We start from the raw sequence: 25663 nt of genomic DNA, 5'->3' as shown, positions 1-25663 counted from the left end.
AATGAACTGGTTGCTAGTTAATGGGTTGATAGTTAATGGCTTGCTCGTTCGGCTAATGGCCATTATGTTATTGTTACCAAACTGTTTCCTAATTGCGAAGAGCCGCGAAGGCCGCTAAATTATACTGTTTTCGGGCGATGGCAGTGATTGGGAAGGGAAGCGCTGAATATAGGCCGAGAGAGATTCACCTTCGGCCAGGCCGATTTTTTTACGCAGCCGATAACGAGATACGCGCAGGCTATCCGACGAGATCCCCAGCAGCGTAGCGACGTCAGCCGAACTAATGTTCATTTTCAATAAGGCAATCAGACGCAGGTCGGTGGCGGTTAAATCAGGGAATTGCTGCGTGAGCTGGGTAAAGAAGTAGGGGTGGACCTGATCGAAAATGGTTCTGAAGTCAGCCCAGTATTTATCCTGACTGAAGTTCAGGGTAATTTTATCCACCAGTTGCCGGATTTGTTTTTTCTGATCGCGCTTGTCGTCTTTCAAGATCGCCGTCAGGTCGTTCTTGATTTCTTCCAGTACCTGATTTTTCTGAATGATTTGCAGCGTATGGGTAGTCAACTCCTTACTCTTCAATTCGAGTTGCCCTTTCAGGTTTTCTTCTTCCAACTGCTGGTTTTTCAGCTCAACCTGCATCAACTCGTTCTGCGTCTGAAAAATCTGCTGGTTCTGCTGATTAAGGGCCTGTTCATTCCGAATCTTTAGCCGCTGCCGACTGATGATGACTGCACCCAGAATGCCAATCAATACCAACACGACGCTGGCCGCAAGGATGATAATGAAGTCGATTCGTTTTTGGGCATTCAATTGGGCAATCTCGCTGTCTTTCCGTTCAACATCATACAGGGTTTGCAGCAAGGTAATTTGCCGGGTGTTGTCGGCCGCGTAAATCGCATCGACTAAATCGCGGCTTCGTTCCAGGTAGGCATACGCACTGTCGGGCTGGTTCAATAACCGATACGTTTTGGCAATGTCGCGAAGGGCGGCACTCAGTTGATATAACTCGCCTTTTTGCTGCGACCGCTGCATAGCCTCACGCGAGCGTTTCAGCCCCTCCTCATAACGGCCTGTTTTTCGGAAAACGTCGCCGAGGTTGTTGATGATTTCGATCTGGCCGATTTCGTCATGAGTCTGTTGGGCGAGGGTCAGGGCACTCTGGTAATAATAATGAGCCGAGTCGTATTGGGCCTCATCTTCAAAAATACTGCCGAGGTTTTCGTAAATTTTCGTCAGACTGTTCACATCCTTTGCCGCCCGACTGTTTGCCAGGGCTAACTTCTGGTAGCGATACGCCTGCTTCGGGTCCTGACGTTTTTCGTAAATATGCCCGATGTTTGCATAGGTCTGGGCCAGGCCTTCGGCATTAGTAGGTTGGCGGTAAAAAGCCAGCGCTTCGTTAAACTGATTCAGTGCCCGGTCAACCTGTTCGTTGTAATAATAAACAGTGCCAAGTTCATTGTGATTGCGGGCTAGCCGGGCTGCATCATTTGCGTTGAGGAAAATTTTCTGTGCGCGTAACAGGTAATCGATTGCCTGAACATAACTACCCTGGTGGTATAAAAGCAGCCCGATTTGTTGCAGGCAATCGCCCTCGGTCTGTTTATCGTTCTGGCTTATAGCCTTGTCCAATAAAATTTTAACAACCCGGTAAGCAGAATCGGGGTTTTGTCGCGATAGCTGCTCTGTACTAGTGAGGATCTGCGCTGATACAGGAATGCTGAAAACACCCCAGGCGATCAGGCATAGCAGTTTCAATAGTGAACAAAGACCGAAAGTTTGGTATGACTTATGGGCATAAACTAGACGCATTCTGTAGGGATTAATCCAATCTATAAAGATAGAGCCCAGCCCAACATCGGTAATGTGAAGTTTTTGTTACCAAATGGAGGTGGGTTTCTATAGAGTACTAAAAAAGCCACTTCTGTTGGGAAGTGGCTTTGCTGCCTGGCGTGAATAGTCACTCGAACCAGATTCTTACTTCAGCGGTGCCTTTAGGTTTACGAAATAAATCCGATTGACATCAACCTTACCCGTAGCGGGCAGAATTTTGGTCGTGAACCCATTCTGTCCATTATCGACTACACCAAAATCATCGTCGTTGGAAATAGCCAGTTGGGTTGGGCTCAATATGTAAACACCCTCGGCTTTATCGTGCGGGTAAACCGGTGAAATCTCCGTTAACAGATCGAAAACCAGCGTTTTCGTAACCGGTACAACACCTGCGGTTTGCAGTCCAGCCTTGTCTTTCAGTTGTTCTACTGTCAAGCCACCGTATAATTTACCTCCATCCCCATTTGTCGGGTCCGAGATGTCGGTTGCATTTGAGATGTCGAATTTATAGACCCGCTTGAACGTAGCTGGTTTGGCCGGATTGCCGCCATAGTCGCCATCGCGCTCTAACGCCAGAAACGTAGTGTTCGTGATGGCCGCAATATCACTACAGCCGGTCAGACTGGCGTTTTCCATCAGGTACACATACTGCTTCGTAGCTCCAGTGGCAATATCGAAGGTGATAATACGCAGTACGGTCGAGCCCGATACGGCTCCCGACGATGGATTGTACATAGGCGACTGCATGAGACCAACCAATGTTTTGCCATCGGGCGTAATGGTCAGTCCTTCCATACCCCGGTTAGGTCGGCGACGGGCCAGTACTTTGGGCAACGTACGCCCACCAGTGCCCGTACCGAATGGGTTGATCCGCTCGATGGTTTTGCCATTGGCATCGAAATGCGCAATGTGCGGGCCGTATTCGTCACTGATCCAGAAGGTTCCATCGGATGCCAGCACGAGCCCTTCAGAGTCGATACCGTCGGCATTAGGGGCAATCGTTTGTCCGTTCAGATCAAGGGCAATCTCGCCGGTATTACCCTGACCTATGGGGTTGGGTAAGCCTGTCAACGGCTGTCCGGCCGCATTTTTGAGCAGAATTGTTTTTTCTAGAACCAGTTGATTCCCAACCACATGGAACCGGCCAATTTGGGGTGTGAAATCGGCCTTACCGAAAATGATGGTGTTGGCCGCTGCACCGGCTGCATTAGGTCCCCGATCGGTTAGTAGATAAAATACCGTAGGGTCGGCATGATCCTGTGCGATGGCAGAACCAAATCCACCATTATAGAGCACCGTACCGTTAGGAGCCGTCGACAGCACCGCTGGATTCGATGCTTCTGAAAAGGAGGGAAGCATAGCCGGAATGCGGTGGTCATCGCATGAAGCGACAAAAAGGCCACCTACAAGCGCACAACTTGTGGCAATTGAGACTGGTAGAGAGGATGTTCTCATGAGGAGAAGAAAAGCGTTGTTTAGTGCGCAAAGCTAAAGCCCCTCATATTATCTGAATGTAATATAACGACCCGGTTTGTTACGGGATTATTAAGTTTAATGTGTTGACTATCAAGCGGCTTCTAGCTGACGACAATAATAATATGCTCGCTGGGCCGTAGCAGGCTGATATAATTTCTGCTGAACGGCTCTGGCAAAGGCAACCTGATCTGATTTAGTAAAGCGATCCATAGACAAAGTCCCGGAAGGGGCAGTGAACACTTTACTAACGCGCTGACAAGCCTCCCACAATTCGGGATTTGAGGTGATTTTGTAATGACGAATGGGCGTATCTGCTCCAAACCAGAGGCCAATGATATTGCTGAGGGTTGCTTTTAGTCGGTGATGAGCCATAGCTAATTTTCATACGGGTACAAACTGTACTATCCGTGAAATGAACCGGTTTAAATCATCACAAATGTAAAGGGTTATCCGTTTTTGTCTGTTAAGGAAAGGTTATGAAATTATGCTGCGTTAAAGTGCATTGATTCATCAATTTATTCGAAATTTTTCTGCCGTATTTTATCCATGAGAAAATAGTTTATGGGGATTGGATAGAAAAACAATATACACCAGGTCTTAAACTAGTGTCAGACTAAATGCTCTATAACTTGCTTCTTGAGTGGCTTTTTGATTAGATAATTTAATAGCCATCTGTAGACGGTGTTTTAGTTGGTTTTGTTATCTAATAGGTTGATTTTTAGTGTGTATGGTTGGTAATGATTTGATAATAACAGCGCGTTAATTCATTGATTACCTTTGCCGTATCACTGAGTAAGGATTTGCGGTATGTTTAGCCACTGGGTGAACGAGTTAATGAATTTGGTTGCTGGGAATAGTCGTTATGTAAGCTATCATCCACGCTGGAAGATTTTATTCATAGTGCTATTAGTTTTATTTTTATCTATCCCTATATTATTGTTCTATATTTTGTAGTTTTTGATACATATAGTACTTCTTTAGTTTATATTTTTTTGTAGATTAGGTTAAGAGAAATACTAAAAGTGAGGCTATTTTGGTCTCACTTTTTTAGTACAAATACAAGGCTTTCTGAAAGCCTTGTACCGTAGTAGGAGTCCTGCGCCCAATTGAACCTTATAAGCTACGTGATTGAATTAAGGCGAGTACTGCTGAAGGAAGAATACCTATTGTACTAAACGTAGCTGATACAGACCAGGTAAAGCGAGTAGACTTTTTCTAAGTTTAATCACGTATTTGTGGAGGAATTACCTGAAGAAAAAAGAATAACTAATACCTGGCGTTGGGTTTATTTTTAAACTTTCGCCACTGGCTGCTACTGCAATGGCACCAATCCGCAGATTAAGCCCTTTCCAAACCATCCAGCGGAAGCCCGCTTCTACGCCCATCGCGTTTTTATGTTCATAATCGCGGTTTAAGCCACGTAAATAAGAAGCTCCTGCATAAAACGAAGAAGGATTTTCTTTTTTGCCGACGGGTAAAAACCAAAGTGTAAACCCTGTTTTAATAAAGCTTGTAGTTTCACCCGATTTAAACGCAGTTGGGTAATAGCCAGCGTGAAGAGACATCTGTTTGAAGCGATATTCGGCACCAACTGACGGATTTCTGAATCCATTGATACTTAACTCACTTTTTGAAAAACGGCTTTGCGAGAAAGCTGAACCTGAAACTACTAAAAAGAGTACGATGATTGCCTGTTTCATGTTGATTGTCCTGTTTGATTACTTGTTATGACAAGAGTCAGGTAATCAGACAGAGCGAGAATTGGCTTGATAGTGAACCGTTTGCATGCCGTCTGGTTGTTACTTGACGATGCAAAGTTCAGCCGTTTAAAACTGACGCTACTAGACAAATGTCTAAAAAGAAGAAGGGTATGGCATTCAACGAATATTCCCTCGAATACGACTGAGGTGGCGAGGAGTTACCCCCAAAATGGAAGCCAGATACTGTAACGGGATTTTCTGCAAAAGGTGGGGTTCTTCGGTGAGCATTTTCTCATAACGCTGCTCGGCCGTTAATACAATCAGGTCATGCCGGGTGGCATCAATACCGCAAATTGAGGCTTCTAAAAGGCCTATGTAAAATTCCTTAAACCTGGGGAGTTCGTTTATCAATTTTTGTAAACTGGTTTTACTGATCAGGCTTATACTGCTATCCGTCAAGGCTCTTATATTTTCGCGAGCGGGAACCTCACCAATAAAACTCAACAACGAAGCCAGAAACGTATTTTCAATAGATATGTAGGTCGTTATTTCATCGCCATCTTTCAAGACGAAATATTGAAACATGCCGCTTTCAACAAAGCCAATGTGTTTGCTAACTTTCCCTTCTTCGACAACTAACTCATTTTTCTTGACTACCTGGAGCGTGAAAGCACTGAGAATTTTAGCCAAATCGTCTCCGCTGAAACCAATGGTTTCGAAATTCTTTTTGAGCTTTTCCATGAGCTGATTTTCGATTGATGCGAGTTGCGCTCCTTATTGGTCCACGATCTGGTTGATAGAATTTTCAGTGTTTGTACCGATTACGTCTTTCTCAACAACGTCTTTCAATACTTCAATGGCCGTTCGCCAGTAAAAGTCCAGATGCCTGAAAATAGCGTCTGTCGGGAAGTTGGTAATGGTCAGGGTTAAGCGGGTCTGGGGCTCAACAGGCGTTAGCGTAAAGGTGAGTACGCACTGATTTTCGGGCGTATCGGGTAAGTGGGATAGCGAGCTTAAATGGCTGTATTGAAGTGTCTTGTCTGGGTCGTATGTTAAGATTGTGCCAGTATTTTCAAAATCTATGCCGTGCATAACTCCCTTCATCCTGATTGGGCTTCCCACGTTCCAATCGGTGATTATGTCAATGGTCATATCGGTATCAAGCATCCATTGTTTCATCAAGTCGGGCGTTGTGAGGTGGAGCCAAACGAGGGAAGCGGGTGCGTTAATGAGGATTGGTTTGGTGATGAGGTTGGGGGAGGGCATTTTGTTTAAAGACCGTCTTCACGCTCTGATAACCATTCTTTATATTTTTGTTTATAAATATCTCTCGTTTGGCCGTCTTTAAGAACAAAGTCAATACCACCGTCATATGGAGCAATGAGTATATTTTTGTCCATTGAAATTAAAAAAGCTCCCGTTTTATTGGCTGCAATCTCCTTTAGTAAATTATTGTGTTGATTGGGGTTCCAAATTGTTTCAGCAAATGCTGACCTATATATTTCATAATTATCGTAGTCGTCTGGGTTAAATTCAAACAAGTCAATATTGTCAAGTCGTAGAAAATGGTAAGGCTTGAAAACTTCTTCTTCGTCTGTTATAAAAGTCGCTCGTTCTCCCCAATTATATTCACCTGTTACAAGTAAAATTTTTGCATTGCTCCCCAATAAGTCAGTGATTATTTGGTTGTGCCTTGTTAACAAAATAGCCCATTCATCTTCACACTCAGCATACCGTTTTGATTTAGGTAAACTATGAATTCTAAACCACCTGTCGGGGTAGTCTTGCTTAAATAAATAAGATATTGGTATCGTATCAGGATACCTTGATGCCCAAAATATTTTAAATTCTTCTTTGGTCATTTAGTAGTCATATAATTACTACCAAATCCTAACGCTAAACCGCAATTAGGTTTGTTGTGCAATGTTACCAAACTCAAAGCATAGTTGTACAGATGCAGACTTACTCACTCCGCAAACTCTTCACCGGGTTCATCAACGCAGCCCTCACACTCTGGAAACTCACGGTGAGCAGCACAATACTCACTGCCACAAAACCCGCTACCGCAAACATCTACCAGGCAATGTCAATTTTGTAGGCGAAGTCGGCGAACCATTGGGTCATGACGTATCAGAGCAGTTTATTTGTTGAATTTTGTCCTCTAACTATCCTTCTTATGTTTTTCTACTGCCTTCTCGTACGCTTCTAAACAGTTGCCAAGTGGTTTGCCCTTGTTATGGATACAATCACAAAATTCTTCACAAGCTTTTGGATCGTTATTCCCAGGACATCCATTCCAGCATTCCTCTGGGGCGTTGCCTGGTCTGATGTCGTACATGACATTGTTTAAAACGATAACCGCGGCAAGTGTTGCCACGACACCGCCAAAAAACAGAAATGGGAATTTGCTAGTTAAGGGCTTTTCTTTAGCTAAGTTGGCACTGAATGGTAGAATCGATTTTAGGCGATCATAGTCCCAGCACAATAAAAACAAATTAGCCAATAGCATAAATGTTGCTGCACGAGTTCCTTCAAACCGAACTGAATAGGTGAGTACACAAATATTGAGGATAATGGGGAAGCTGCTGATCGCGCCAATAAGTGCAGTCCTGGGAATGAGTAACAGGATGGCAACGAGTACCTGGCCAATCCCAATAAATGTATAATAGTAGCCTGTATTCAGTAAAGCATCGAAATATTGGCCTAGGGGATGATTATGGGATAAGCCAGCCGCAAAGCGTTCCCCCGAAATTTTCACATAGCCTGAAATTACCCATGCAACAGCCAAAGCCAAACGACAAAAAATGGCAAAGTAGTGATACCATTTGTTGTCCTTAGCCTCATAGTAGTAATACTCGAGTTTATTCGGCATGCTGAATTGTATCTGTTTTTTTATAGTTTGGGTATACTTTTGCCGCTAACTTCCAAATATGCGAAACTGTGCGGAGTTCTTTTCACATATTCGCGAAGCTTAGGGGGTATTTGCGTAAGTTTTAGCTTACTCACTCCGCAAACTCTTCACCGGGTTCATCAACGCAGCTTTCACACTTTGGAAACTTACCGTCAGCAGGGCAATACTCACGGCTACGAAACCCGCTACGGCGAACATCCACCACGAAATGTCAATTTTATAGGCGAAGTCGGCGAGCCATTGGGTCATGGCGTACCAGGCGAGGGGTGAGGCAATGACGATGGCGATCAGTACTAGTTTCAACACGTCTTTCGAGAGGAGTGTTACGATGCTGACGACACTCGCGCCCAGTACTTTGCGGACGCCTATTTCTTTGGTCCGTTGCTCAGCAGAGTAGGTCGCTAAACCGAACAAACCCAGACAGGAGACCAGTAGGGTGAGTAACGAAAACCCGTTGAACAGGGTAATCATGAGCTTATCTTTCCGGTATTGGGCATCAAAAGCCTCGTCCAGAAACGTGTACTCGAAAGGGAAGTTTGGGTAATGTTTTTGCCAGGCCACCTGTACCAGTGGCAACTGTTCCGGCTTCATTTTCAGCGTCAGGTTGGCGGGGGGAGTCGTATTGAACACCAAAACGACCGGCTCGATGGCTGTATGGAGGGAGTGATAGTTGAAGTTTCGGATTACGCCAACAACCTTCCCCTTGTGCATAAACCCTTCCATCGGTTGGCCAACGGCCTGTTTCCAGCCCGCCTGTTTAACAAAGGCTTCGTTCACCAGAAAAGCCCCGTTCTTATCGGATTCGGAACCCGCCGATACATTCCGGCCACTCGCCAGTTTCAGGTTCAGCAACGGCAAAAAGCGGTCATCAATGGACAGGTAGTTACTCATCACTTCCCGTTTTTTGCCCGCCGATTGAAAAATAGTCGTTGCTTTGGTTAGTATGGCATCAGGCTTAATTCCCGACCCAAGCGATGCGTCTTTGATTTCGGTCCGTTGCCGTAACTCATTGGCGAGGGCATGGCCGTAGGTTCTGGACAGTGAATCGTCGGGAAGGTGAACGGTGAGCACCTGCTCTTTCGTGAACCCCAGATCAACGTGCTGCATGTACTTCATCTGACTATGCGCCACCAATACACCAATAATCATACCCACTGCTAGCACAAACTGAAACACGGTTATCGCTTGTCGGAGTCCGAAACCGCGTCCTAACCCGCCCGATTGTTTCCGTAATACAGGCGCCGGGTCAAAGCCGGACAAGACAAAAGCCGGGTAAAGTCCACCCAGCAAGGCAGTGCTCCCTAAAGCAAGGCCCGCCATCAGAAAACCGTCGGTCCAGGCTATAGCAAGCTGAATTTGCAGTAAGTCGTTGAAAAAAGGAATGGTGATTGCCAACAGGACAATCGCCAGAACGACCGCCAGTACACTCAACAGAAATGACTCAAACAAAAACTGACCGATCAACTGCTGTCGTAACGCCCCGCTGGCTTTTCGAATGCCCACTTCCTTCGCTCGCCCGGTGGCGCGGGCCGTCAACAGGTTGATGTAATTGAGTAACGCAATGACCAGCACAAAACCAGCCAGAAACAGGAAGAGATAGCCGTATTGTTTATTGCCCTTCGGCATATCGGCCATTTTCCCCTGACTAAAATGGACGTCTTTCAGAAATTCGGTCTGGAATACAACGGAGTAGCCCACAGCACCCACTTTCTTCAGTTCCGGCTGGATATGGGTTTTGCTGAGTATGGCCAGCTTCTTGTCAAAGGCGTTTAGATTGGGGGATTGCCGAAACAGAACGAACGTATACACCGGAAAATCATCGACTAGCCAGTCGGTGTAGGTCGAATAATCCTTGGCCAGCAACGCGCTGATTTTCATGTCGGCGTTGGACGGCAAATCGGCCATGACGCCCGTAATGCGATATAGTTTTTTGTTGCACAAAAACGTCTCCCCCAGCACACTCGTGCGTCCTGCGTATTTCCGGGCAAAACGTTCGGTAACAACGGCGGTGTTGGGTTCGGTTAATGCCCGTGCCGGATTTCCCTCGATGAAGGGATAACTAAACACCGAGAAAACGGCCTGCTCTGCGTAATACACGTTGGGTTCATTCTGCAACTTCGTCCCATACCGAATGGGGGCCGACACAGGCTCGAACCGGGCGGCTGTTTCCACTTCCGGGTAATCCCGTTTCAGCGCGCTGGCCAGCAGGATTGAGCAGGAGGCTACCGATATCGGCGCATCGGGTGTCGTAATCGTTGTTGTAACGCGAACAATGCGGTCGGCATTTTTATGAAAACCGTCGTAGGTGAATTCATGCTTCACGTACAGCACCATGAGTAAGCAGGCTGTCAGCCCAACGGCCAGGCCCCCGGCATTCAGGCCAGTATAGAGTTTATTCGTCCAGAGATGGCGACGAGCGATTTTGAGGTAGTTGGCGAGCATAGTTCACGTTTCTTACGTAGAGTGGTAAGGCGCGTGAAGGGTTGTTTTTCAGGTTGTTAAAAAAAGTTAAGGCTGTTACTCCGCAGATGCTATTGACTGGCAACAAAGCCAAGCGTCAACGGGCTAAGGCTGTGATGTCGGCGGGGCTGCCTGCGCGGTACTAATAACCGACAGTTTAGGTTTCTCAAAACCTATAGATGTGAACAGTAGGTTTTGAGAAACCTAAACTGTCAGATTTAAGAATCTGACACCACGTCAAAGCAGGGCTTTTACTCTTGTTGACGCTTGGCTTTGCCGAGTGTCTTTTATCTAAGGGCGTCCCGCCCGCGTGCTACTAAGAATAGACTAAAACGGGCGAGACGCCCTTAAAAATAGAAGACACTCGGCAAAGCCGAGCGTCAACGGTGTTTAGGTTTCTCAAAACCTAAACTGTCAGATTTAAGAATCTGACACCACGTCAAAGCAGGGTTTTTACTTCGTAATTACCAGTTCGTCCCTAACCTTCCCGTCTTTATCGTAGACCGTATACGTAAGTTTTTTACCTTGAATGTCCATCAATTGGTAGAAAGGGCCGTTTTTATACCGGAGTGCGGCATAAGGTTCGTCCGGCCAGATCTCGTGCTCGCTGGGTATGCCGATGGAGATGGTGTAGATCGTTCCCTGCGCGGGAGTGGCTACGTCTTTGCCGTTATAGGTGGGCTTGGAGCGCATGTAATAATGCACGTGTCCACTCATGACCATATCCACGTGATATTGATCGATCAGTGGCCCCCAGGCTTTCCGGATATCGGCGTAATCTTCTTCAAACGTGTAGGGCGGAAAATGGAAGAACATGAATTTCCAATCGGCTTTCGATTGCGAAAGTTGCTGCTTGATCCACGCGGTTTGTGCTTCGATAGGAGCCGTCGCATCGATCATCAAAAACAACGCGTTTTTGTAGTTAAACGCGTAAGTCTGCTCATCGGGGACTTCGGGGTGCTTCGGTCCATTGTGCGGCAGGCTTAACATCTGCTGATACATCCAGGCCCCCAGGCCATCCTGACTGTCGTGATTACCGGGAATAGGCAGCAGCGGTTTGGATTGGAAGACGTTTCCCGAATACTGCCATAATTCGTCCCATTCATCCCGATGCAACCCCGTACTGACTAAATCTCCGGCTATCGAATAAAAGGCAATGTTGGGATGCCGGGTAAGCGTTTGTTGCGCCATCTCTCCCCATACGGGCGATTTATGCGTATCACCGAACCAGATGAACGAGAAGCCTTCCTTCGTGTTGGATTGCGTTTGGAAGGAAGCCACGGAAGACCAGCGGCCTTGGGTTGATCCTACCTGATAATCATAGGTTTTGCCGGGTTGTAGCCCCGTTAACTGCGTCGTAAACCGATGCGCGTACCGATCATTTTGCAGGAGCCGATCTTCCATTTTATACAGAACAGCCGCTTTGGTCAGGGTGTCATGACTGCCCTTCAGCCAATATTTGGTAACGCCAGTCGGTACGGACGCGGAGGTTCGCCATTGAATATCTTGGGTGGTGGCGGGGTTGCCACTCCAGGTAAGCAGGAGATGATCGGGTTGGGTTGTGGCCGGAAATTTGGTTCGGCGGAAAGCGCCTACCAGGTGAGCTTCCCGCGCTCTACCCCGAATCGTCTGAAACAGAGTCTGGCCGCGAAGGGATTCAGGGACTTCGTTGAGTTTAAGGTCACTCCAGTCGTGGTAGGTGAATGCTCCCGGTTGAAATTTGGTGAATGTTTGTTGAGCCGGAAAAATAGGCGTGATGTGTAACGGATCGCCGGAATGCTGCGCCTTCACACTAATGAAATAGACCGGACGGTGTTTGTCAAATCCATTAATTCCTAACGAGACCAGGCCTGCATCGAACGTCTTTTGCCAGACTTCATAGGTGTACTCTTCATTTTTGACGACCAGTTCCGTCTTACGAAATCCACTGTCTTTCAACCAGAACGGAAGAACTTTCTGCCCCTGATCCCGCATCAGCGAAACAACGACCGGAACATTGGCCCGGAACGTCCAGTATTGCGTCGCCAATACCTTTTTCTCCTGATCCGTCAGGACAGAGAGCACAAAATTCTGCTGGATCGTATCGAGTTGTTGAGGCTGGTAGGTTTTGTACAACCGGGTGACAACGCCATCCATTACCGCTTTAACGCCCGACTTAGGTTGTTGGCTGGTATCGGCCACAAATGCCGTTAGTAGTACGAGGAGCAGGAAAAGAAAAGAGCCAGAGGATTTCATGTAGACAGCTAGTGGGGAGACTCAGACAGGAATCGTTCCTGAATAGTACGCCCAGCCCCACCGCAAAGGCTATCTACCGGCTGTTAATTTTTTGTGACGCGATGGCGCAAGGCCGGGCCACGTTGGCTCCAGCCTTGCGCCATCGCGCTACTCACTCCGCAAACTCTTCACCGGGTTCATCAAAGCCGCTTTTATGCTCTGGAAACTCACGGTTAACAGCGCGATGCCAACGGCCAGCAAACCCGCCAGGGCGAACATCCACCACTCGATGTCGATTTTGTAGGCGAAATCGGCGAGCCATTGGTTCATGGCCCACCAGGATAGGGGAGACGCCAGGACAATGGCAACGAATACCAGTTTCAGGAAGTCTTTGGAGAGAAGGGCCACGATACTGGCAACCGACGCCCCCAGTACTTTGCGCACCCCAATTTCTTTGGTGCGTTGCTCAGCCGAGAAGGTTGCCAAACCGAATAAACCCAGACAGGCAATGAAAATGGCGAGGCCCGAAAAAATGCTGAACAGGAGTCCATATTGCTTGTCGGCCTGGTATTGCTTTCCATAGAATTCATCCAGAAAGAAATAATCCAGCGACGACTCCGGAAACAACGATCCCCAAATGGTCTCCACCTGCCCCAGCAGATTCTGCGGATTATCTGAACGGAATTTGATCGAATAATAATCCGTTGGAATCCAGCTAAACGCCGGATCCATAAACAACATGATGGGCGTAAACGGCTGATGCAACGACTGTTGGTGGTAATCTTTCACCACGCCGATAATCTCGCTGGCCTGATTCGGTGTTGTTTCTAAGGCTATTTTTTGCCCAATGGCCTGTTCGATGGACGTGAACCCAAAATACTTTACCGCCGACTCGTTGAGCACCAGAGCCGTTGAATCGGCAGGGCGGGTTTTGTCGAAACCACGACCGGCTAGCAGTCGCAATCCGTAAGTCGGGATGAAGTCGAAATCGACTTTCAGCATTTCTACGAGCCGGTTGTCAGCGGGACTGGCTTCGAACCGGCGATTGGCCAGAAACTGCCCAACTTCTTTGCCTGGAACAGAGCCTGAACCTGTCACGTTCGATACGCCCGCCAATGCGTTGATGCGTTTTTTTAACAGCTCAATTTTACCCGCATAATCAGGCGTGTTGACCGGCGATTTAATTACGACGACCTGATCGGTGAGCACGCCCGGCCGCTGATTCATCATGTAAGCCGTTTGCCGATAAACGACCAGTGTACTGACGAGTAAAATCACCGAAATAACAAACTGAACCACAACCAGCGATTGCCGGAACGACCGCTCCCTGCCCGAGAATCGGAAGCGCCCTTTCAATACCGAAGCTGGCGATGCCCGTAACAATACCGTTGCCGGATAAGCGCCTGTCAGGACGATTCCCACCAGCCACAGCGCCAGAAATCCGACAATCACCAATGGGTCGGCCCATACGCTCTGTGCCGGATGCAGGTGCAACGAATCGGGGAGTAACTGTGCCGCAATAATCACCATCGGTACGGCCAGCATCAGCGCAATGGTGTGAACCAGCATCGATTCGACCACAAACTGGAACAATAGCATCCGTCGCGATGAACCGATCATCCGCCGGACGCCCGCTTCTTTGGCCCGGTGCATTACCCGCGCTGTGGTCAGATTGCTATAATTGACCCAGCTAATCAGCAGAATGACGAGCGCAATTACGGATAGGAAATCAACGGCGGTCCGGTTGCCTTTGATTTCAATTTCGTTCGGCGTAGCCGGGTTGAGGTGCAGATCGTGAAGGGGAACCAGTTGGATACCCCACGTAACATCCCGCATCGTCGATTCGGTTTTATAATTCTCGGCGAGCGCCGGGAATTTGGCTTCTACCCGGCTGGGATCGGAGTGAGGTTTGAGTTGAACGAACGTATAACTGGAATGCTGATACCAAAAATGCCAGGTACGGGGCGGAGCCGTTTTGCCGGAAATCAGCATGCTAAACTGCATGGTCGAGTTGACGGGCAGATCCGCAAAAACGCCGGTAACCCGACAAGTCAGTTGCTGAGATCGGGTACTAATTTCCAGCGTCTTGCCCAGTGGATTCAGCGAGCCAAAATATTTGTGTGCCGCCGATTCGGACAGAACTACGGAATTGGGTTCGTTCAGAAACGTTCGGCGGTCGCCCTGCACCACGGGATAGTCGAAAAACGTAAAGAAGTTCGAATCGGCCAGGCAGACGTGCGATTCGCGAAACTTCTGATTTTCGTAACGGACAACCCGTTCTGAATTTCGCCAGACGATGCGCGTAAAACTTTCTACCTCCGGAAAATTCGCTTTCATGGCCGGAGCAAACCCAGTCGTACTCGTCGCCCAGTGTTCGGATTTATGCCCCGCTCCATAAAACAGGGTTTCCACCCGATAAATGGATTTATCCTCGGCCACTACATCCTGGTCGTAACTCTGTTCGAAGCGAACATACTGAATCAACAGGCCGCAGGTGGCCAGACCGAGCGCCAGACCGGTAATATTCAGCAGGCTGTATAACCGCTGTTGACGAATCGATCGCCAGGCAATTTTGACGTAGTTTGATAGCATAAAAGGGAGGAGAGGGAGTAAGGGGAGGAGAGGGAAGAAGGGGAAAGGATAAGGTTCTTGCTGTTTTCCCTCTCGTCCCTTTCCTCCCCTTACTCCTTCCTCCGCGACGGCGGCCCGGCCTTTATTCCGATCTTAAACTTTTCACCGGATTCATCAACGCCGCTTTGATGCTCTGAAAGCTCACGGTCAGCAAGGCAATTCCTACAGCTAAGATACCCGCCAGCGCGAACATCCACCACTCGATGTCAATTTTATAGGCAAAATCGCTGAGCCACTGGCTCATGGCGTACCAGGCAATAGGCGAGGCAATGATAATGGAGATGAAGACCAGTTTCAAAAAGTCTTTCGAGAGCAAGCCAATGATACTACCCACCGACGCACCTAATACTTTGCGCACCCCAATCTCTTTAGTGCGTTGCTCGGCCATGAACGCTGCCAGCCCAAACAGGCCCAGGCAGGCAATCAGGATGGCGAGTGCGGCAAAGGTCAGGGCAATGGTGCCTACCCGTTGTTCGGCCCGGTACATTTCATCGAAACTGTCGTCCATAAACTGGTAGCTAAATGGCTGGCCTGGGGTGATCTGCTTCCATTTTGCTTCGATTTGTGATACCAGTGCTGGAAGATTTGTACTACTTACCCGAAAAGAAGCGGCTCCAGAATTTGAATCGAGCACCAGGGATAAGGCCCCGATATTTCGCCGAAGCGATTCGAAATGGAAGTTTTTGACAACGCCGATGATCGTGTACGTTTTCTGGGTTTTTCCCTGTGCATCGTCAAATCGCCACACACGCTTGCCAATAGGATCTTTGAAGCCTAATACCTTCACGGCGGCTTCATTCAGAATAATGCCCGACGAATCGGAGCCGAATGACCGGGCAAAGTCGCGCCCCTGAACAAGCTGCATACCGAGGGTTTTTACGTAGTCGTAGTCAACTCCCCAGTTCTGCATATTAACACCTTTGTTCCTATTCGACTCCCCTTCGGCAAAGAAGGCGTTATCGTTTCGATTCGAGGGCGTTGGCAAGTATCCTGAAATACTACCACTGACCACGCCTGGCAAACGAAGCACTTCCTGCTTAAAGGTTTCGGCCTGCTTACCCATCGCATAAACGCCGTTGACGGTGAGGACTTGATCGCGTTTGAAACCTACATTCTTGGTCTGAATGTAGGTGATTTGCCGGTACACGATAATTGTCCCGACAATAAGTACCACGGACATCATGAACTGAAACACCACCAGCCCACTCCGTAAGCCAGCGCTTTTGAAACTCACGTTTATTTTGCCCTTCAGCACCGTTATCGGCTGAAAAGATGACAGGAAGAAGGCTGGATAGCTACCCGCCAGTAGCCCAACTACAATGGGTAAGGCCACTAACAGCGGCAGGTAATAAGGTGATACGAGCTGAACGATGCTCATCTCTTTCCCCGCAATTGTATTGAAGCCCGGTAAGGCTATGGCTACGATACTGATGGCGAGTACCATAGCCAGTACCGTAGTTAGTATTGATTCGGTCATGAACTGGCCAATGAGTTGCTGCCGTTCTGAGCCCATCACTTTTCGAACCCCCACTTCCTTTGCCCGCTTTGCCGACCGTGCCGTGGCCAGATTCATGAAGTTGATGCAGGCAATCAGCAGGATGAACAAAGCCACCGCCGAGAAGATATAGACATACTGGATGTCGCCGTTAGGAGCCAGTTCGACTTGTTGTTTGGAATGCAGGTGAATATCCGTAAGCGGAATCAGCCAGTAACCTACGCTATTCCCCGCTTTGCGAAACTGATCCATGCTCGTGCCAATGAGTTGCATCGCTTGTGGGCCAACATACTTTTCGATAACGGTAGTAAAGTTTTTACTAAACACCTGGGCATCAGTGCCTGGTTTGAGTAAAAGATAGGTGTGGTGATTATTGCTGAGCCACTGCCCCCAGGGATAATCATCGTTGAGCATGCTGAGGAAAAAATCACTTCGGAAATGCGAATTTTTGGGCATATCGCGCATAACCGCCGATACCTTGAAGGTTTTATTGTTGTCGAACACCATCGGCTGACCCATCGGATTCTGATTGCCGAAGTGCCGTTTCGCTGCCGACTCGCTAATGACCATCGTATTGGGTTCGGACAATGCCCGTTTGGGATCACCCGAAATGAGAGGTAGGGTAAACACATCGAACAGGGTGGAATCGGCAAAGGTGATATTGTCTTCCCGAAGACTCGTTGGCTCACCCGTCCGCTTCACTAACCACGTTCCCCGCTGGTGCAGCCGGACAAACTGCTCGACCTGCGGATAATCTTTCTTGAGGGTTGGCCCCATTGGGTCAGGGGTAACGGCAAAGTGCATGTCGTTACCTCCGAACTTAATGTCGGACTGAACGCGGTAGATGCGGTCGGCTTTGGCGTTGTAGCGGTCAAAGCTTAACTCGTCCAGCACGTAGAGCATGATGAGCAGGCAACAGGCCAGTCCAACGGCCAACCCAAAAATATTGATGAACGTAAAGCCCTGCTGTTTGCGGAGCGTCCGCCAGGCGATTTTAAGATAGTTCGTGAGCATAGTAGTAACACGTAATACTAGCATACCCCAAATGTTGTACCGGAAAGATAAGGTGCTTATTGTTAAGTGATTAGTTAGGGTATTGTATTGATACATGTCCGAAACTGGACAAGAAGCGGACAGCTACGGACAGGTTCAGGAATGAAATGAAGATGTGGGTTTGGTTAAATTAAGGCATGGCATTTTACCCAACCCCTCCCCTTGAGCGGTGAGTTTTACCCACAAGTCGGGGCTTTGGGCATAAACTATCCGTTCTTTGATATATTGTATCTAGCTCGTGGAGGCAACTTGAGGACGGCCTTGCCTGCCAGATGCAGCACTATAAAGTAGGGGATAAACGGCTCGACCGACGCTGCCAACAACTGCAGACTCAGTTGATGCACCGCGATTGCGGGCAGTCATTGCCTCGGCTTTTCAAGCAAAGCGCCCAACTCAAAGCCTTCTATTGGTTGGTCAACAGCCCTAAACTTACCCCCAAAGCCATGAGCAAAGCCTACCCGGATGGAGTAGTCGACTGGGCCAGCCGACAGCCAAAAACCGCTAAAGAGCACTAGCTGTTTCAGGATACCACAGTGGCCCGCTTTCATGGGTGTAAGCTTGATGCAAAACGCCGATGACAACGGGCTTTTGCTTCATCAGGGCTTACTGACCCATGGCGAGTTTGTGCCCCTGGGACTGCCCGTTGAGCAAGTGATTCAGCGAGATCGAACCGAGTTTGGCAAACACCACGCCCGTAAACAGCCCCCCTTCGCGGAAAAGAAAGTTACAAGTGGATCGAAGCCCTGGACTTCGCCCGCCATTTTGAGCGTCGGACAGGCTTTCACATCCTGTAGGTGGCCGATTCGGAGTGTGCCATAGCCTGGTACCACTATGCGCTCAGCCATCATCAGGCGGTTGTGGTGACCAGGGGCTCCCAGCCCCAACTAGCCGACACGTTTATGAGTGTATCGGCTTAGTTGGCCCAGCAACCCGCCGACCACCAGCTTTACCGGCCCATCGGCGACAGCAAGGGGCAACTTCACCAGCGGTTATGTGCCCTTAAGTGGGCCAACCTAGAGCTCCATCAGATTGAGAAGGCCCGTTGGCTGGTCGACTTAGCTCCACCAGATGCGGTGGCTGATGAGTCCCCTACTCGTTGGTGTCTGATCACCAATGTTAGGGTTAGTACGCTGGCTGATGGGGTGGAGCCAGTGGACATTTATACCCATCGCTGGCGCACCTGCGAAGACTTCCACAAGTGTCTCAAAACGGGTTGTGGCATTGAAAGCCGCCACTTCGATTAGGTGGTGGCCTCCCTAACAGTATCCGTTTGTTAAGTCTGAGGCCATCCGGTTGTTGCGGTTGCGCCATCAGAGTCAGCCCTCGACGGCCAGCCAGGGTATGGACTGGCAGGATGCTAATGGGCAACGAGTGGCCAGTGTGGAGGGGCTCACGTTCTCACTCGGAGTAGCCAAGCGAGAACATTAAAAAGAAATAGAGGTAACGGGTCAAACACTAGGCCGTTGTCCGTTGGCTTCGCTTACGGGTAAGATACTTTCGAAGGGGAATATCGTACACTGTCATCACGAGATAGGCCAGGCCAATTAGGGAAATGACCCCCACGGGTATTATTAAAAACAACTCCCTGAGGGTGGGTTTGTAGAGGGTATAATAGTTGCCAAACAGCCAAATTGCCCAGTAATGAGTCATGTATAACGGATAGGATAGGTTTCCGAAGAATACCGAAAGGTTGGTCATGCTGGGTGATAGCCTGGTGCCAGCTCCTAATGAAATAAGGAGTGGGAAGAAAAACAGGACAACCAGGGCTTCTGCCAGCCAATTCCAGCTAAAAAAAGGCAGTAAAAAAGCGAACGACAATACGATGGCCAGCGCTGGGAAGCCAAGTCTGTTTTTTATAATCCAGTTTGAGCGGTAAATGAACAGTCCTGCCGAGAAGGAGTAGGCAATACGAACACCGCCATCCCAAAAGTTGTCTTTGCTCCAGCCTCCCATCAAATTTCCTGCCTGGTAACTGACCCAGCAGATGCCTACTCCCGACAGCACCGTCACAACAGCCAGATAACGGCGATTGAGCCGGCAAAGGATAAGCGCATAAACAACATTGGCGATATACTCCCAAAACAGTGACCAGGCAGGGGCATTGAACCCAAATTGATTAAACGCACGCTCTTTCATCAGGGGAAGCGGGATAAGGAGCATCGAGCAAACCACTAGTAACGTGAGTTTGCCTGGACTATAAGCGCTTGAGTCGTTAACGAATGGATCCGCTAAAAAACCTACAAGGCCTAGCACAGAGCCCAGTATGATCAGTGGATGAAGGCGTATGAGTCTCGATTTTAAGAACTCAAAGACGCCTATGTTTTCAATCCGATCATCATAGGCATACCCGATAACAAATCCAGATAAACAGAAGAAAAAGTCTACTGCCAAAAAGCCGTGGCCAATGAAATTCTGGCTAGGATTGGTGTAAATCCATTCCATGAAATGAAAAATCACGACCGCGAGAGCGGCTAGCCCCCGAAGCCCATCGAGAGCCACAAAATGCGACTTTGTTTTTAAAAGCTCTGGAATGCTGTCGAGCGTACCTGGGGTTCTTTGCGTCATACCTATCAGAAAAACGTGAATTACGGACAATTGGCTCGATTTTATGATGCTGTTGGGCCTCAAATGCCAAAGTAAAGCGGTCCTGTTTCAATGATGCAGTATAGGTTAAATCAGTACATGTTAGGTGAAAATCAATACCCTTAGGCTGATGATTTAACTAAAAGAAATCCCTTCTGGAATCCAGAAGGGATTTATGCATTACCAACCTATAAATTAACGTTTACTTGATCTTTACCTGTACTAGCCAGCGAACTCGCTAAACTTATCAATTAGTTGTATCCAGGATTTTGAACGAATTCGGTTTTGTTCTGTAACACGTCGATCTCAACGCGTGGGATTGGCCGCATCAAATGAAAAGGCTTTACGTTTGTGGCCGCATCCAGATTGTACTTCGTGAGCCGTTCGATTAGTTTCCCGGTTCGTTTCAGGTCAAACCAGCGGAGTTGTTCTCCGACAAACTCCCGGGCTCGTTCGTCGAGCATGAAATCGAGTGTCATGTCGGCGGCTTTTACTATCATTTCCTCGCTTTTGCCGGGTAGCGCTGCCCGCTTCCGGACTACGTTGACGTAATCGGCCGCAGCACCCGTATTGCCTAACTTCATACTGGCTTCTGCCGCAATCAGATACATTTCGGAGAGTCGGAAAACGAACGCGTCCCGTTTGCTATTCACGACATCTTTAGAGGCACGAGTTGGGTCAGCAAATTTCAAAAGTCCGGCATAACGCCACCGGGGAATTACAGGAACGCCATTTGATTGATAGATGTCGTTGGCATCATAGATAGCATAGGGTTTCGATTTACGGTACGTATCGGAAACCGCCCGCTTTGATACCACGGCAATGGTATCGCCCAGTTTCATACCACCTGTCAGCGTGGTCGCATCGTTAGCCCACCATACCGTCCGGAACGAGCCTGCCCAGCGCGCGTCTTTCGTTTCGTCATACAGGTCTACCAAATACTTGGAAGGCATGTACTGCAACAACGACCGCCCCGACTCCAGATCATACTGCCAGCCTTTTAGTCCATTGAAATAAGGCATGAACATCAGGTGACCATGATGACCTCCCTCCCAGAGCCAATAATAGCCCAGATCATCGTAGCGACCATAGTCGTTGAGTGTGTTGTTTTCGGAATAGTTAACAAACCAGATAACCTCTTTATTGGTGCTACCGCTGCTGTTGGCTATATCCCAAAGTGACTTATAATTCTCCGTCAATTTGAAGTCATAGCTTTTAATGACGCGGTCGGCCATGGCCAGCGCTTCGGTGTTTTTATCGCGGGTTAAGTACAGGCGCGCCAGAAACGCAGCCACGGCGGGTTCGGTTACGCGACCGCCTTGTGGGGCCACCACACCTTTACTATTCGCAAGGGCCGTTTCCAGGTCGCTAAAGATGAGCTTATATATATCATCGACAGGGGCTCTTAGGGCAGTTATTTCAGGGCCGGTCGTTTCCTGTGTACGCAAGGGAATCGGGCCAAAAGTTTCAACCAAATGGTAGTAATAAAAAGCTCTCAGGAAACGAACTTCAGCTTCCCGGACAGCCTTCAGGTTAGCTGGTAACGGCGACTCCTTGATTCGGGCAATGGCAGTATTACAGGTGTTAATGCCCCGGTAAAAGCTTTTCCAGACAAAAATCAACCCACCTTCGGTTGCCTGGAGGTTAGAATTGTAATCAAAATAAGGATACGATCCGTTTGCCGTGTTGCTGAACAGCATTTCGTCGGTACCGGCTTCTGTTAACAGGTAGCCAACGGTTTTGCCATACCAAATGCGTGTTGGGGCGTAGCACGAGTTAACCAGACTCTCAATGCCTTCGGTGGTTTTATAAAAGGCATCGGCCGTCACTGTGTTTTTATTGTTTTCTTTCAGGAAATCGGAGCAGGCATTCAGGCTCAAAAGCCCGGCGCATACGGCGGAAAGAACTAGGTAGTTAAGGATCTTCTTCATGAGTAAGGAAAGACAGTGTCTTAACAAAGTCTATTAAAGAGTTTAGAAACTGACGTTAAGGCCAACGATAAGCTGTTTGGTCAGCGGGAAATCGACAGAACCGCCCCGCTCTGGATCGTAATCTTTCAGCTTACTAAATGTGAAAAAGTTTTTCGCAGTCGAATAGATCGTTACGGTACTCAGTGGCCCCTTTTTTAGCAGGGTTTTCGGTAGGTTATAACTCAAACGGATGTCCTTAATTTTCCAGAAAGATCCATCGACATAACCGAGCGTTGACAGGTACTGATCAGTATGACTCAGCCACGGACGTGGGTAGGCATTGGTAGGGTTCTCGGGTGTCCAATAATCGGCTACCGCCGTTGTACCACCCGGATAAAAATACCCAAGATACTGGCTGGAAATCATCTGCCCAACTCGTGCGTAAACCAGCACCGAAAGGTTGAAATTGCCGTAGGTAAAGTTATTGGTTATACCACCCGACCATTTCGGCGATGCCTGACCCAGCACAACCCGATCATCACTGGCCGTAATCTTACCATCATTGTTCTGATCCCGAACTTTGATTTCGCCAGGCACCTTATTGTAAGTAGCGGCTACGTCTTTTTCGCTCGTTTGCCAGATGCCCGTTTTTTCATAATCGTAAAAAACACGTAGCGGCTTGCCCACAAACCAGGCTTTCGATACGTCGTCGCCACCAACACTCAGGGCCACAATCTCTTCTTTGTAGGTCGCGAAGTTTAGATCGGTTGACCAGGAGAACTTGGGCGATGTGTAATTGCGGGTCGAAATAATCAGATCGACACCCCGGGTTTTGGTTTTTCCTACATTGGCAACGGTGGTGCTGTAACCCGTCAACGAGGGCAGAATTCGATCCATTAGCAGATCGCTGGTGTTGGTGTTGTATACATCAAGGGAGCCGGTCAGCCGGTTTTTGAAAAAGCCGAAGTCAAGCCCAATGTTGACCGTTGCTGTTTTCTCCCAGCCCAGATCCTGGTTTGCCAGTAGCTTGGGCCAGTAGCCGAAAGCGGGCGTTTCGTCAAACGAGTAGGCGACTTTGCTAAGCCCACCCTGTGTTTGATAAGCACCAATCGCACTGTTTCCCGAAATCCCATAGCTGGCCCGGAGTTTCATTTCGGAGAACAGGTCTCCCGTGTTTGTCATGAACGACTCATCCAGCAACCGCCAGGCCACCGCCACCGAAGGGAAGTATGCCCATTTATGACCCTCTGCCAGCACTGATGCTCCATCGGCACGTAACGAAGCGGTTAACAGGTACCGATCTTTGAACTTGTAGTTCAGTCGACCAAACACCGATGCAAGTGAACTTTCGATCAGACTACTGGTAGTAATAATGTCTTTGGTGTTGGTATTCAGGTTGTAAAACAGCGACGACGAAAACGGCTGATCCTTTCCTTCTCCCGAAAAATTCACCGTCCGGTAGCTGATCATACTGGTCCCAACCATAGCATTGAAGGAGTGATCCTTAATGGTTTTAGAGTAATTCAGCACGTTTTCCCAGGTCCAGTTACGACCTCTGACATCGATCAATGCTGCCCGCGAATAGCCGCTGTTCACGCCTGCCAGCGTTGTATTCTTCCCTTCAAAAATGCCCTGCTGGCTGGTGGAAATATCGATCCCAAAACTGGACCGTAACGACAGGTTTTTCAGGATCGACCATTCACCAAAACCGAGCATGAAAATCCGGCTGCTGGTGGTCAGGTTGGAATAGTTATCTGGGCTTTCGTCGAGGAGGGGATTGTATACCACCGCACCGGGAAACGGATAGGTTTTAATGGAACCATCTTCATTGTAGGGGATGCCCAGTGGTGAGTTTTTTTGGAGATTCCAGAAGCTCGTGTTCCGGCGTTGTTGGGTTGACGAGTTGAAGTTCAGAACCATCCCAATTTTGAGGTTATTCATCACCTGGTGGTCGAGGTTAAGGTGTTGAACAAACCGCCGTAGCTGATCATATTTAAGTAGGCCACGCTCGTTGAAGTACTCCGTTGAGAGACGGAATTTCGTTTTTTCGTTGCCTCCTGAAATGGCAATGTGGTTGTTCTGGACGCTCCCACTACGCAGCATTAAACTTACCCAATCGGTATTGACACCTTTTCGGATATTGTCCAGCTGGATATTGAAAATCTTCTCATCGTCGGCAGGACTGCTCCACTGACCTGCGGCCCGATAAGCCTCACGCGTCATGGCCACGTATTGATCGGTATTGGTAACATGCTGATAGGCAACCGGGTCGTTGATCCCGTAGTAGTTATTAAACTCTACTTTGGTTTTGCCGACTTTTCCGCTTTTCGTGGTGATCAGAATAACACCATTAGCGCCCCGCGACCCATAAATGGCGGTTGAAGAGGCATCTTTCAGAACTTCTACGGAGGCAATATCATTCGGGTTGATATCGATATACGAACCGTATTGAATCCCGTCGACCAGAATTAGCGGCTGATTGGAAGCATTGAGCGACCGGTTACCCCGAATGGTGAAATTGAGCGGTGCGCCCGTTTCGCCACTGCTGCGGGTCAAGTCCATACCGGCAACCTTTCCCTGTAACGTTTCCAGTGCATTCACGACCGGGGTGGAGGTGATCTGCGTTTCCTTGATCGAAACGACGGAACCGGTCAGATCCCGTTTCTGAACCTGTCCATACCCAACCACGACTACTTCGTCGAGCGAATTCTGGTCGGGCTGCATGCTGATGGTTAGCGCCGATTGATTGCCCACGGCCACATCCTGGCTCTTGTAGCCAACAAACGAAAATGTCAGCGTTACGTCACCCGTTGGAATACTTAGTTTGAACTGGCCTTTGGCATCGCTGGTGGTTCCCCGCGTGGTGCCTTTGATAACGATGCTGACGCCCGGAAGCTTTTCCCCTTTCTCGTCGGAAATCGTGCCGGTAATTACCTGATCAACGACTTCCGGTTCAGGCAACGTAGCGTCAGCTTTTGCTTCCTCATCCTGAACAATACTGTCTAAAACAATATGCCCATTAATCAGCTGATACGTTAGATTGAGCGGTTTTAGCAGTTGATCCAGCGCATCGCCCAGTCGCACGTTATTCAGATGAATCGTGACGGGCCGATCGACGCCGATGTTGCGGGAACTGTAGACGAACTTTACCGACGTCTGCTTCTCGATCTGTCCGATCACAGCCCGAAGGCGTTGACCTTCGGTATGTAGGGAGATCGACTTATTTAGCAGTTCCTGAGCCTTGCCGTCGAAGCCGTATGACAGGCCTACAAACGTGACAAAAAAAAAGAGTTGTATAACAGATAGTTTCATAAGCAGCAGAAAAATCGGGACACGCCGGCTGCATGACCAGCTCAATAGAGCTGAATCAAATTTTTTCATACCTTTAAGGGTTTGT

20 protein-coding genes are annotated in these 25663 nt (G+C 48.5%); 5 read left to right on the top strand and 15 right to left on the bottom strand.

Annotation, left to right across the window (positions count from 1 at the left end; translation table 11 throughout):
• Positions 1-114 precede the first annotated feature (114 nt).
• From EXU85_RS29805 to EXU85_RS29775, 7 genes are all read right to left on the bottom strand, one after another.
• The gene (locus EXU85_RS29805; RefSeq protein ID WP_246859299.1) at positions 115-1758 is read right to left on the bottom strand and encodes a tetratricopeptide repeat protein; all 1644 of its coding nucleotides are present in this window, start codon (positions 1756-1758) and stop codon (positions 115-117) included.
• 219 nt (positions 1759-1977) lie between these two features.
• On the bottom strand, positions 1978-3288 hold the full coding sequence (locus EXU85_RS29800) for an esterase-like activity of phytase family protein (RefSeq protein WP_142775573.1): 1311 nt from the start codon (positions 3286-3288) through the stop codon (positions 1978-1980).
• 111 nt (positions 3289-3399) lie between these two features.
• Entirely contained in the window at positions 3400-3681 is a 282-nt protein-coding gene (locus EXU85_RS29795; RefSeq protein WP_142775572.1) for a hypothetical protein, read from the bottom strand.
• Between the two features lie 872 nt (positions 3682-4553).
• Positions 4554-5009 carry a hypothetical protein gene (locus EXU85_RS29790; protein WP_142775571.1) on the bottom strand — a complete coding sequence of 152 codons (456 nt, stop codon included), beginning with the start codon at positions 5007-5009 and terminating at the stop codon, positions 4554-4556.
• A gap of 177 nt (positions 5010-5186) precedes the next feature.
• Positions 5187-5750, bottom strand: coding sequence for a Crp/Fnr family transcriptional regulator (locus tag EXU85_RS29785; RefSeq protein ID WP_142775570.1), 564 nt, complete (start codon positions 5748-5750; stop codon positions 5187-5189).
• Positions 5751-5783: 33 nt separating this feature from the next.
• The gene (locus EXU85_RS29780) at positions 5784-6275 is read right to left on the bottom strand and encodes an SRPBCC domain-containing protein (protein ID WP_142775569.1); all 492 of its coding nucleotides are present in this window, start codon (positions 6273-6275) and stop codon (positions 5784-5786) included.
• Positions 6276-6280: 5 nt separating this feature from the next.
• Complete coding sequence (locus tag EXU85_RS29775; RefSeq protein WP_142775568.1) at positions 6281-6871, bottom strand: hypothetical protein; 591 nt, start codon at positions 6869-6871, stop codon at positions 6281-6283.
• Between the two features lie 92 nt (positions 6872-6963).
• Here EXU85_RS29775 and EXU85_RS35550 point away from each other — a divergent pair, with 92 nt between their 5' ends.
• Complete coding sequence (locus EXU85_RS35550; protein WP_168207892.1) at positions 6964-7107, top strand: hypothetical protein; 144 nt, start codon at positions 6964-6966, stop codon at positions 7105-7107.
• Positions 7108-7170: 63 nt separating this feature from the next.
• Here EXU85_RS35550 and EXU85_RS29770 read toward each other — a convergent pair whose 3' ends face one another.
• The 5 genes from EXU85_RS29770 to EXU85_RS29750 all read right to left on the bottom strand — a co-directional run bounded on the left by EXU85_RS29770 (position 7171) and on the right by EXU85_RS29750 (position 17734).
• Complete coding sequence (locus EXU85_RS29770; RefSeq protein WP_142775567.1) at positions 7171-7881, bottom strand: DoxX family protein; 711 nt, start codon at positions 7879-7881, stop codon at positions 7171-7173.
• 126 nt (positions 7882-8007) lie between these two features.
• Positions 8008-10362: an ABC transporter permease gene (locus EXU85_RS29765; protein ID WP_142775566.1), complete on the bottom strand. Its 2355-nt coding sequence runs from the start codon at positions 10360-10362 to the stop codon at positions 8008-8010.
• 471 nt (positions 10363-10833) lie between these two features.
• The gene (locus tag EXU85_RS29760; RefSeq protein WP_142775565.1) at positions 10834-12615 is read right to left on the bottom strand and encodes a metallophosphoesterase family protein; all 1782 of its coding nucleotides are present in this window, start codon (positions 12613-12615) and stop codon (positions 10834-10836) included.
• 147 nt (positions 12616-12762) lie between these two features.
• The gene (locus tag EXU85_RS29755) at positions 12763-15186 is read right to left on the bottom strand and encodes an ABC transporter permease (RefSeq protein ID WP_142775564.1); all 2424 of its coding nucleotides are present in this window, start codon (positions 15184-15186) and stop codon (positions 12763-12765) included.
• Between the two features lie 121 nt (positions 15187-15307).
• The gene (locus tag EXU85_RS29750; RefSeq protein ID WP_142775563.1) at positions 15308-17734 is read right to left on the bottom strand and encodes an ABC transporter permease; all 2427 of its coding nucleotides are present in this window, start codon (positions 17732-17734) and stop codon (positions 15308-15310) included.
• A 311-nt stretch (positions 17735-18045) separates the two neighbouring features.
• Here EXU85_RS29750 and EXU85_RS29745 point away from each other — a divergent pair, with 311 nt between their 5' ends.
• From EXU85_RS29745 to EXU85_RS36050, 4 genes are all read left to right on the top strand, one after another.
• Positions 18046-18288, top strand: coding sequence for a transposase DNA-binding-containing protein (locus tag EXU85_RS29745; RefSeq protein ID WP_142770979.1), 243 nt, complete (start codon positions 18046-18048; stop codon positions 18286-18288).
• A gap of 46 nt (positions 18289-18334) precedes the next feature.
• Positions 18335-18592, top strand: coding sequence for a hypothetical protein (locus EXU85_RS29740; RefSeq protein WP_142770978.1), 258 nt, complete (start codon positions 18335-18337; stop codon positions 18590-18592).
• A 98-nt stretch (positions 18593-18690) separates the two neighbouring features.
• Complete coding sequence (locus EXU85_RS29735) at positions 18691-19017, top strand: hypothetical protein (RefSeq protein WP_142775562.1); 327 nt, start codon at positions 18691-18693, stop codon at positions 19015-19017.
• A gap of 58 nt (positions 19018-19075) precedes the next feature.
• A complete protein-coding gene (locus EXU85_RS36050) occupies positions 19076-19201 on the top strand; it encodes a hypothetical protein (RefSeq protein WP_256366014.1) in 126 nt (41 codons plus the stop codon).
• 27 nt (positions 19202-19228) lie between these two features.
• Here EXU85_RS36050 and EXU85_RS29730 read toward each other — a convergent pair whose 3' ends face one another.
• From EXU85_RS29730 to EXU85_RS29720, 3 genes are all read right to left on the bottom strand, one after another.
• Positions 19229-20338 (bottom strand): acyltransferase, encoded by a 1110-nt coding sequence (locus tag EXU85_RS29730; RefSeq protein WP_142775561.1) that lies wholly within the window; start codon positions 20336-20338, stop codon positions 19229-19231.
• 269 nt (positions 20339-20607) lie between these two features.
• Positions 20608-22287, bottom strand: a complete 1680-nt coding sequence (locus EXU85_RS29725) for a RagB/SusD family nutrient uptake outer membrane protein (protein ID WP_142775560.1) — start codon at positions 22285-22287, stop codon at positions 20608-20610.
• A gap of 42 nt (positions 22288-22329) precedes the next feature.
• On the bottom strand, positions 22330-25647 hold the full coding sequence (locus tag EXU85_RS29720) for a TonB-dependent receptor (RefSeq protein WP_142775559.1): 3318 nt from the start codon (positions 25645-25647) through the stop codon (positions 22330-22332).
• Positions 25648-25663: the final 16 nt, after the last annotated feature.

The sequence above is a fragment of the Spirosoma sp. KCTC 42546 genome, from assembly GCF_006965485.1.
In the GTDB taxonomy this organism is placed as follows: domain Bacteria; phylum Bacteroidota; class Bacteroidia; order Cytophagales; family Spirosomataceae; genus Spirosoma.
The sequence above is the reverse complement of the archived record's forward strand: the minus strand, read 5'-3'. Positions and strand labels throughout refer to the sequence as shown.